General features: G+C 35.4%; 8 protein-coding genes and 2 rRNA genes. 9 read left to right on the top strand and 1 reads right to left on the bottom strand.

Annotated features, from left to right (window positions below; translation table 11 throughout):
• From ACEN33_RS10980 to ACEN33_RS11015, 8 genes are all read left to right on the top strand, one after another.
• Positions 1 to 92 (top strand): 23S ribosomal RNA (locus tag ACEN33_RS10980); the annotation flags it as partial.
• A 90-nt stretch (positions 93 to 182) separates the two neighbouring features.
• Positions 183 to 298, top strand: a 5S ribosomal RNA gene (gene rrf / locus ACEN33_RS10985).
• 87 nt (positions 299 to 385) lie between these two features.
• Complete coding sequence (gene queG, locus ACEN33_RS10990; RefSeq protein ID WP_407095106.1) at positions 386 to 1,585, top strand: tRNA epoxyqueuosine(34) reductase QueG; 1,200 nt, start codon at positions 386 to 388, stop codon at positions 1,583 to 1,585.
• A 153-nt stretch (positions 1,586 to 1,738) separates the two neighbouring features.
• Positions 1,739 to 2,293 carry a M20/M25/M40 family metallo-hydrolase gene (locus ACEN33_RS10995; RefSeq protein WP_407095107.1) on the top strand — a complete coding sequence of 185 codons (555 nt, stop codon included), beginning with the start codon at positions 1,739 to 1,741 and terminating at the stop codon, positions 2,291 to 2,293.
• 298 nt (positions 2,294 to 2,591) lie between these two features.
• Positions 2,592 to 3,338: a DeoR/GlpR family DNA-binding transcription regulator gene (locus tag ACEN33_RS11000; RefSeq protein ID WP_407093568.1), complete on the top strand. Its 747-nt coding sequence runs from the start codon at positions 2,592 to 2,594 to the stop codon at positions 3,336 to 3,338.
• Between the two features lie 3 nt (positions 3,339 to 3,341).
• Positions 3,342 to 4,265 (top strand): 1-phosphofructokinase, encoded by a 924-nt coding sequence (gene pfkB / locus ACEN33_RS11005; RefSeq protein ID WP_407095108.1) that lies wholly within the window; start codon positions 3,342 to 3,344, stop codon positions 4,263 to 4,265.
• Position 4,266: 1 nt separating this feature from the next.
• On the top strand, positions 4,267 to 6,237 hold the full coding sequence (locus tag ACEN33_RS11010) for a fructose-specific PTS transporter subunit EIIC (RefSeq protein ID WP_407090777.1): 1,971 nt from the start codon (positions 4,267 to 4,269) through the stop codon (positions 6,235 to 6,237).
• Positions 6,238 to 6,964: 727 nt separating this feature from the next.
• On the top strand, positions 6,965 to 7,525 hold the full coding sequence (locus ACEN33_RS11015) for a hypothetical protein (RefSeq protein ID WP_407090778.1): 561 nt from the start codon (positions 6,965 to 6,967) through the stop codon (positions 7,523 to 7,525).
• A 198-nt stretch (positions 7,526 to 7,723) separates the two neighbouring features.
• Here the strand turns inward: ACEN33_RS11015 and ACEN33_RS11020 are convergent, their stop codons facing one another.
• Entirely contained in the window at positions 7,724 to 8,626 is a 903-nt protein-coding gene (locus ACEN33_RS11020) for a hypothetical protein (RefSeq protein ID WP_407093569.1), read from the bottom strand.
• Positions 8,627 to 9,296: 670 nt separating this feature from the next.
• Here ACEN33_RS11020 and ACEN33_RS11025 point away from each other — a divergent pair.
• Positions 9,297 to 9,470 carry a hypothetical protein gene (locus ACEN33_RS11025; protein ID WP_171031374.1) on the top strand — a complete coding sequence of 58 codons (174 nt, stop codon included), beginning with the start codon at positions 9,297 to 9,299 and terminating at the stop codon, positions 9,468 to 9,470.
• Positions 9,471 to 9,732 lie beyond the last annotated feature (262 nt).

Here is a 9,732-nt window from a genome sequence, read left to right on the forward strand (position 1 = left end):
ACCCCTGAAAGACGATCAGGTAGATAGGCTCGAAGTGGAAGTGCAGTAATGTACGGAGCGGACGAGTACTAATCGGTCGAGGACTTAACCACGAACCAATTCAGGTTTAGCAGGTAAGAAAATATAATGTTGATATTCAGTTTTGAGTGATCTAAGTATAGATTACTTATAAAGAAACAATGTGTGGTGATGGTAGCAAGAAGGACACACCTGTTCCCATGCCGAACACAGCAGTTAAGCTTCTTAGCGCCGATGGTAGTTGGACCTTTGGTCCTGTGAGAGTAGGTCGTTGCCATGCATTGTATAATTGAGAGCAGAGCCCAAGGGTTCTGGTCTTTTTTTGTTTAGATATTTTCCTTCTAATATATTGGTCAGATGATATAATATGATTAACATTAGGAGTCGATTTGTGGAGGTGACTGATTTGAACCAACAACTAAAGGAAAAGATTAAGTTAAAAGCTGAAAAACTCGGGATTGATAAGATTGGTTTTACACATGCGGAGCCATTTTATACTTTAGAAGATCGCTTGAAGCAGCAAAGAGCTGCAGAACATAATTCTGGCTTTGAACATAAGAACATTGAAGAAAGAATTTATCCTGAGAAGATTTTTGAACAACCAAAGTCAATTATTGCGATTGCTTTAGCATATCCCTCTCGCATGAAGAAGCCACGGTCAGAGAAAGGTAAACCTAGAGGTGAGTTTGCGCGTGCGTCGTGGGGAACGGATTACCATCATATTCTCAATGACCGAATGAATAAGCTCATTGCCTACATTAAAGAAGCCGCAGATGAGGAGAATATTGGTTCAGTTGATTTTAAACCGATGGTGGATACTGGAGAACTCGTTGACGTTGCGGTTGCTCAGCGGGCAGGGCTTGGCTTTATAGGGCGCAATGGCTTGTTGATTACTGAAGAGTTCGGTTCATTTGTGTACTTAGGTGAAATCATTACGAATATTGATTTTGAAGCGGATGAAGAAGTACCTTTTGGTTGTGGCGATTGCATGAAGTGTATTGATGCATGTCCTACAGGTGCTTTACTTGGGGACGGTCGTATTAATGCCCAAGTCTGTCTCTCATATCAGACACAGACTAAAGGATATATGCCAGAAGAATTCCGGAAGAAGATGGGTCGCGTTATTTACGGATGTGATATTTGCCAAGTTGTTTGTCCATATAATCGCGGAATAAATACGCACCATCATGAGGAAATGGAACCTGACCCAGAACTAACAAATCCAGTACTTGAACCCTTATTGGATATATCAAACCGTGAATTTAAAGAGAGCTTTGGCAAAATGGCCGGATCATGGCGTGGTAAGAAACCACTTCAGAGAAATGCGATTATTGCTTTAGCCAATTACCGTGAAAAGTCTGCGATACCTAAGTTACTGCAAGTAATCGAGACAGATCCTCGTCCAATGATTCGCGGGACAGCAGCGTGGGCAATTGCTAAGATAACTGAAGAATCACCGAATCAAGAATTAATATTGTTCTTAGAAGAGATGCGTGAAAAAGAAGATGAAGCAGAAACAATTTCAGAATTTAATAAAGCGTTAGATATACTTAGAACAAATATGTAAGCCATGAAGATACATCTTTCAATTAGTGAGATGTATCTTTATTATTATAATGAAATGGAAGGGGTTTCACTTGGAAAGAGCTTTCCTTTGTTGCAATATTTTCAGTTAATTGTGTCGTTTGTATTAGGAGTTTCAGTAGATTTTTAGGGACCGATGATTCAAAATCTTGAGTTGAATCACTTTCTTTGGCAACTTATTGCGGTTGTTATAGGTTGTTTCACCATCTTTTTAAGTATTATGATACAATCGAAAGCAGATTTTGTGAACAATCCAGAGGAAGGAATTGTAAAGGCGATTGCTCTACGCTTTAACACGGAGTTGTTCAGTAAGATAAAGGTGCCTTTAGATAGGAAGATTGAACAAATTGCGCACGGAATTGGTGCAGCACTGGATGTAGAATGTGTCGTGACCTACGACTATAAATATCCACCTGTGACTAATGACGCGCAAGTGACAACTGAAGTTGTGAACTCGCTGGAAGAAATTTTCCCAGGTCAGTTAGTTGAAGTTGAAGAGCCATTAATGGGCGGTGAAGACTACGCGTACTATCTTTATGAAGCACCCGGGACTTTCCTCTTCTTATCAAATCCATCTAATATTGAAGGCAAGTTCCACGGACACCACCACGCGAAGTTTGATGTGGACGAATCACTATTCTATATGGCGACAGCGGCATTTGTAAAAGTAGCATTGGATTATTTAAATTAAAATGTATATAAATGGCTAACCGAATTAGGTTGGCCATTTTTTTTTAAAAAATAAGTTGGGATTGTGTGGAATCACTAGCTCGCGCCCTTGAGCTGGCGAATCCAGTCGAACTTCGCTAGCTCGTGCCCTTGAGTTGGCGAATCCAGTCGAACTTCGCTAGCTCGCGCCCTTGAGCTGGTGAATCCACATATCACCTCCGTATTTATGATTAAATTTGAATGAATGTAACGTTATTTGAAATAAAATGATTGATTTGTGATTGGTTTTGGTGTATCTTATTAGTAAGGAAGTGATGAAAATGCTTACAGAGGAGAGATATCAAGCGATTCGCAAGTTACTCGCTGATAATTCAATTGTGAAGCTACAAGAAATCGTTGGAGCAACGGGGACTTCTGAATCCACAGCGAGACGAGATCTATCTCAGTTAGAAGAGTTAGGCGAGTTAGTGAGAGTTCACGGAGGCGCTAAACGCATTTTCTCAGTAGACACAGAGCCGAGTGTGAAAGAGAAGTCACAGCAATTTATGACTGAAAAAGAACATATAGGAAAGTACGCAGCGACGTTAATAGAAATGAATGATTTTATATATATAGACGCCGGAACATCGACACTTTCAATGTTGCCTTTTATCAAAGCAGAAAATATTACAGTTGTGACGAATGGTTTAGAAATTGCGAATATATTAACAGAGATGGATATACAGACGATTTTAGTTGGTGGGTTTATCAAGCCTAAAACACGCGCAATGATTGGAACTGACGCGAAAAATCAATTGAAACAGTATCAATTCTCGAAAGCTTTTATGGGGACAAACGGAATTGATATTCAGTACGGCTTTACAACGCCTGATCGTGAGGAGGCGAGTGTTAAGCAGACAGCTATTCAACAAGCGAATCAAGTTTATGTACTTTCTGATAGTAGTAAGTTTGATAAAATATCATTTTGTCGAATAGTTGAACTGGAAGATGCATCGATTATTACAAATACATTGCCAGAACCCGTGAGATTAAAATACGAAAAACATACAAAAGTGAAGGAAGTTTAAAGAATGCTATATACAATTACATTTAATCCCGCAGTGGATTTAGTTATGAATACAGATGTGATTCACCTAGGTGAATTGAATCGCGTGAAGCGAGATGAATATGTGGCTGGAGGTAAGGGTATTAACATGTCCGTTCTCTTAAAGCGACTAGGACATCACAATATTGCGACAGGCTTTTTAGGAGGTTTCTCAGGCGATTTTATTCAAAAATCATTAAAAGAAGAAGGCATACAACCTGAATTTGTTGACATTGATGCAATTACGCGCATTAATGTCAAAATAAAAGCAGATCAAGAAACTGAAATTAATGCTAATGGACCAGTTATTCAAGAGCAGGATATTCAGAAGTTATTTAATTATTTCAATGAAGTATTAGTCAAAGGAGATACGGTTTTACTAGCCGGTAATGCTGCGCCAGGTATGAATAGCGACCATTACGTTAAAGTGGCTGAGTTATGCGCAAGTAAACAGGTTGATTTTGTATTGGATTCGAATAAAGATCTTTTAACCGCTTGTTTAGTACATAAGCCATTTTTAATCAAACCGAATGCGCAAGAGCTCAGTGAAATCTTCAATGTCAAGGTAGATTCAATTGAAGAAGTGATTCATTACGGTAAAATGCTCCAAGAAAAAGGCGCACGTAATGTTATCGTATCATTAGGTGGCGACGGCGCAGTGTTACTCACAGAGACGGGAGAAGTGTATCAATCATCAGTGCCTAAAGGCGAAGTCGTCAATTCCGTAGGTGCCGGAGATACAATGGTCGCAGGATTTATAGCAAAATATATTGAAAGTGGTCAGTACGAGGACAGTTTAAAGCAAGGAGCGGCATCAGGAAGTGCGACGGCATTTTCAGTTGGAATCGCAACAAAAGAATTGATAGATCAATTAATTAAAGAAATAGAAATAAAAAGGATAGGTGGATAAAATGAAACTAGCACAATTATTTGTAAAAGATGCGATGGATTTAACTTTATCAACAACAGATAAAGCAAGTACTTTACGTCATTTGGCAGAACAATTCGCCAAAGCAGGTGGCGTGAGTGATGTTGGCAGTTATGTTGAGAAACTAGAAGCGCGTGAAGCCCAATCAACAACAGGTGTAGGAGACGAAATTGCGATTCCACATGCTCAAGATGCTTCAATTAAAGAAGCAGCGATTGTTTTTGCTCGCTCACAAGAAGGAATTGAATGGGAGTCATTCGATGGTCAACCAGCAAAATTAATCTTTATGATTGCTGCACCTGAAGGTGGCGGAGAACATCTACAAGCTTTAGCAAAATTATCAAGTATCTTAATGAATCCAGAAGCAAAACAAGCTTTACTTGATGCTCAAACTCAAGAAGATGTTGTAAATATCATTGCGGAATATGAAGCAGAAAAAGAAGAAGAAAACCAAGCAAAAGAAACAGTTGCTGCAGTAGATACTCAAGCACAAGACGCGGATGATGTATACTTATTAGCTGTAACGGCATGTCCAACAGGGATTGCGCATACTTATATGGCGGAAGAGAAACTGAATCAAGCAGCGGATAAAGCCGGTTATGCGATTAAAGTTGAGACAAATGGGCAAACAGGTGTTGGTAATAAATTAACGAAAGCGGATATTGAACGCGCAACAGCGATTATTGTAGCAGCTGACAAGCAAGTAGATATGGCGCGCTTTAATGGTAAACCAGTTATTATAACAAAAGTAGCCGACGGAATTAATAAAGCCGATGAATTAGTGAAGCGTGCCGCAAATGCTGATGCGCGTATTTATCACGCGAGTCAATATGATCAGTCAGCCGACGATTCTGAGGAGAATGAATCTTTAGGACGTCAGTTCTATAAACACTTAATGAACGGTGTATCTCATATGTTACCGTTCGTCGTCGCAGGTGGGATTTTAGCTGCTTTATCATTCTTTTGGGGAATCAACTCAGCGAATCCAGATGATGCAAGTTATAATGCGATTGCTCATACTTTAAAAACTTTCGGAGATTTATCTTTCGCTATGATGTTACCAGTACTAGCAGGTTATATTGGGCAATCTATTGCTGATCGACCTGGTTTAGTGATTGGTTTCATGGGTGGGGTTTTTGCTAACCCAAGTATTCTAACAGCCTTTAATGCCGGTGGAATCTTTGAAGATGCAGTTGCATCAGGATTCTTAGGTGCTTTAGTCGCTGGTTTCTTAGCGGGTGGAATTGTTTGGTGCTTACGTAAAGGCTTAAGTTGGTTACCAAAATCACTGGAAGGTATGAAGCCAATCTTCTTATATCCTGTGCTAGGTGTTCTAGCCATGGGTCTCATCATGTTTTTTATCGTGAATGCACCCATGGGAGCAGTCATGTTAGGTTTACAAGACTTATTAACAAGTATTCCATCTGAATTATCTGTAGTTCTAGGTTTTGTTGCTGCGGCTATGATGTCAATTGATATGGGCGGACCGCTTAATAAAGCAGCTTATGTTACTGGTACAGCTTTGGTTACAGCATCAAATGGTGCAGGATCAGATGTGATGGCAGCCGTTATGATCGGTGGGATGGTTCCCCCGTTAGCGATTGCTATTTCAGCAACATTTAACAAAAATCTTTGGGCGCCAGAACAACGTAACAGTGCTTTAGTGAACTATGTGATGGGTGCGGCTTTCATAACTGAAGGAGCTATTCCATTCGCAGCATCGAATCCACTTCGTGTGATTCCTTCATTAGCAGTAGGTAGTGGGGTTGCTGGAGCATTAAGTATGTTATTTGGTAGTGTGAGTTATGTTCCTCACGGCGGAATCTTTGCGGTTCTTGCCGGTGGTGTAACGAATCCATGGATGTATCTCGTGGCTTGGCTTGCTGGTGGGATTGTCGGAGCTATCTTATTAAGTGTGTTAGTAAAGAAACCGGCTGAAGAATTAGCTGAGTAATAAAATCAAAAAAATATGAATACCCCTCGCTTTAGAATTTATGTCTAGAGATGAGGGGTTTTTAGTTTTTATAAATACAGTTTAACAAGTGATTATAGGATATTTAAAATTTGTATCAGGGATGTGTAAGTGCATCATAAAATAATACATCAACTCGATTGTTTTATAGAAAGTGAAATAGCTTTTTGAAAAATTAAACGCAGTCAACGACCGAAACGGTTATCATAGCAATTAAATTGGAAACAGTTAAGTTGTAATGATTCCAAAGCTGGTATCGAGAATAATATTTTCTTGTTGTTAGATGTGAATTTAATGATGCTTTTTCGAAATTGTAGTTGTGTAGCCTAATAAAGCCTAGTTTATGCATATTGATATACTCCCTCAAAAGTAGATACATTGAAAATGTCAACGACTTTTCGGGAGGAATTTTATATCACCTAATAGAATCGAAATAAATTCTCAAAAATCACCTTATTTAAAGTTTAAAATAATTAACTAGGGTTGTTTATAGTTGATTTTATTATATAATAAAATTATAAATTAACCGCTTCCATTAACTATACAAAATTCATGCCTATTTATATGACTGAGATTATAGATTTTGATTCTTCGTATATAAAGGTAAAAAATGAACAATTTCATTGTTTTGTGTAGTAGTACACTATTTCATAATGTCATTTAGTTATTAAAGGTTAACTTATTAATAAGAATCGAAAGGATAATAAAAATGAAAAAAAGTATACGATTTATTATAGCAATTTGTGTTCTATTTACATTTGGTAATTTAGAACAAAATATTGTATTCGCAAATAGTGATGAAGAGTTTGATATTGATGGCATATATATGACCGATGAGGATTCTGCGATTAAAGGGTATATATTTTCAGAAGAAGAAGTTGTATTGTTATTAAATGACCTAGACTCATATACAACTGAAACAACAAATCGAAAGTTGGTTACAGATGATCTTGGAGCTTATTTAACTAATAATAATCAACTAACTAAGTTATCAGATCCGACTAAAAATAATGATACATCTGAGGACAGACCTACTATTGAATATGTGGACGAGGAGTCAAATGAAAAATATGAAGAATACGCTTTACATGTTTTCATCATTACGAATCCAACTTATCGGTATTCAGAGAATAATGGCAGTTGGACATTAAGAGTAGGAGATCAGAGAATTAATTCTTTAGAGTTTAGCGAAGATTTTTCAGAAGTTGCTGATGAGTTTGATGTGATGTATAAACTAACTGAAGATAAAGAGACAGATAAAAATAATTAATTCGGATATTTAATCTTTCTACAATAATGATAGAACATAATATGCAGTGTTGCTTGATAAGTCTGTAGTCCCTGAACGATGGATAAATTTGTTGAAAAAAGTAGTTAAGCAGTTGGCGGAATAAATATAAGAATACACTTAAATTTGAACTATTCAAACTTAAGTGTATTTTTGTATGATTAAGACTATTAGTTTGCGTCACATTAAATCGAAAGTATTAATGTGATGTTTTTCTTTGATGATATTAACAAATTCATCCAGAGATTTAGAATGAGCTCTTGCTGTGTGCTCGTCATTAAAATGATACATTAATTCGATTGCTTTTTCAGATACTCTAAGGCCAGATTGATATTGACCTTGAGAAATTGTGTAAAGACCTTTCAAAAAAGATAATTTATTCTTATCGTAGTATAGTTGTGTATCTTGTATTAATTTCTCAGTTTCGTGAATATAAATTTTTACAGTAGGTAAATTTTCAGACTGACCTTCGCGTAATATCATCCATATTTGATTCATGTAAATCTTAGAAAAAGTCTGTCGTAGTTTATTACTTTCCATATTATTACTAATGTGATGCTCGACTTTGGTTAACCAATGAGGATAAACTTGTTCTGTAAGAAAGGGTAATAAATTAATTATTAGGTTTAGTTCATAAGTCATCCATTCCTCAACACTATCCAGATAATTCAAAATTCTGTCTAAAGGTTCAGTGTTTTGAATTTTTTTTATTTTATAGATGTGTAATATAATGAAATCAATGTTGTGCTTGTGTCTGATATTACCTGATTTGCTAAAATAGTCCGTCTCTTGTTTATAAAGTAAGTTAAGTAAATAAAGATCATCATGTAGTATTGCCGTAGATAGTTTTGAAAGTAATTGTTTTTGATCTAGCATTTGATTGTTAATGATTAAATAACCTATTTCTTTAGAGGAAAGATTTAATTGATAAGATATTTCTCTAAATTTGTCCACTGATAAGTTAGACTTTCCATTCTCAACTAAGGAAATGAATCCTTTAGTAATATTTTCGGTTACCAGATCTTGCTGTGTCATTTTTTTACTTAGCCTAATTACTTTAAGTCTGTGGCCAATTGAATCCATAGATAGCCTCCTTTAAGTTATTAATGCATAGTTTAATATATTTAACAAGGAAAGTCTAATTTTTTTGAAGATTATGATTAGAATAATGTGATGTGCACTAATGACAGTTTAATATAGTTAACGAGGCTTGCTTATAATCATTTTTGAGAGATAATATTAATATAGAAAGTGAATGCTTTCCAACTTGTTACTTAATGGAGGTGAATAATAATAAGATATCTTAATCGATTTTTTTTAGTGATTCTGATTTTTGTTGCATGCAATTTAAGTTATAACTCTAATGATAGACAGATTATAATTTCTGATATTATAGAAATTATTGATATTGACTCTGAGAATACGTTTCCAAAAAGTATGAAAAAGGTAATTCTATCTTAATTGAAAAAATGACTTGATATTAAATGTATCTAACTTAATTAGTGTCTAATTAAATATAGGTTATTTGTACTTTAATTTACAACAAAAATATTCCTTAAGTTAATTAAAAAATTATATTCTTAGTATAGAAAATCATAGTAATTAGTATAAAGCATATTTTGTGAAATCTATAGTGTAAGAAGAATAATAAACAAGATAACGTAATATCTGCGACATACACAGATTAGATAGAATTTAAAGTGCTGTGTTAAAAAATCACAGTAAAATATATATATACGAGGAGAATTAAACAATGGAAAAAAATTATATGAATAAATTAAAAAACAAATTCAATGGTGCAAAATTTGATATTGAGCCAAATGGAGTTTTTGCTTCTGTAAAATTACTAACGACTGATTATATGTTAGAATTTGAACTAAAAAAACCTCAAAAAGACCTCTTAAATATGGATTGGTCAATAAACTAATTATGTTAGATTTTAGTAATATTTATAATGGTGCAAATTGTTGGGTTGAAGACAATTTGCACCATTTTAATAAAGATAGTAAGTCTGAAGCTGAATATTATCAAATTTTATTGTATAGTAAGGATAAGATACATTATGGTGTGTTGTAAGATGAAACGCAACACTAAAAAAAGACATGAAGATTCGTTATACTTAAGTCACCACAACATAGTATAAGGAGAGAATCTTCATGTCACACACTCATTTTAACACAAAGAAATCT

This window comes from Ruoffia sp. FAM 24228 (genome assembly GCF_045528575.1).
Lineage (GTDB): Bacteria > Bacillota > Bacilli > Lactobacillales > Aerococcaceae > Ruoffia > Ruoffia halotolerans.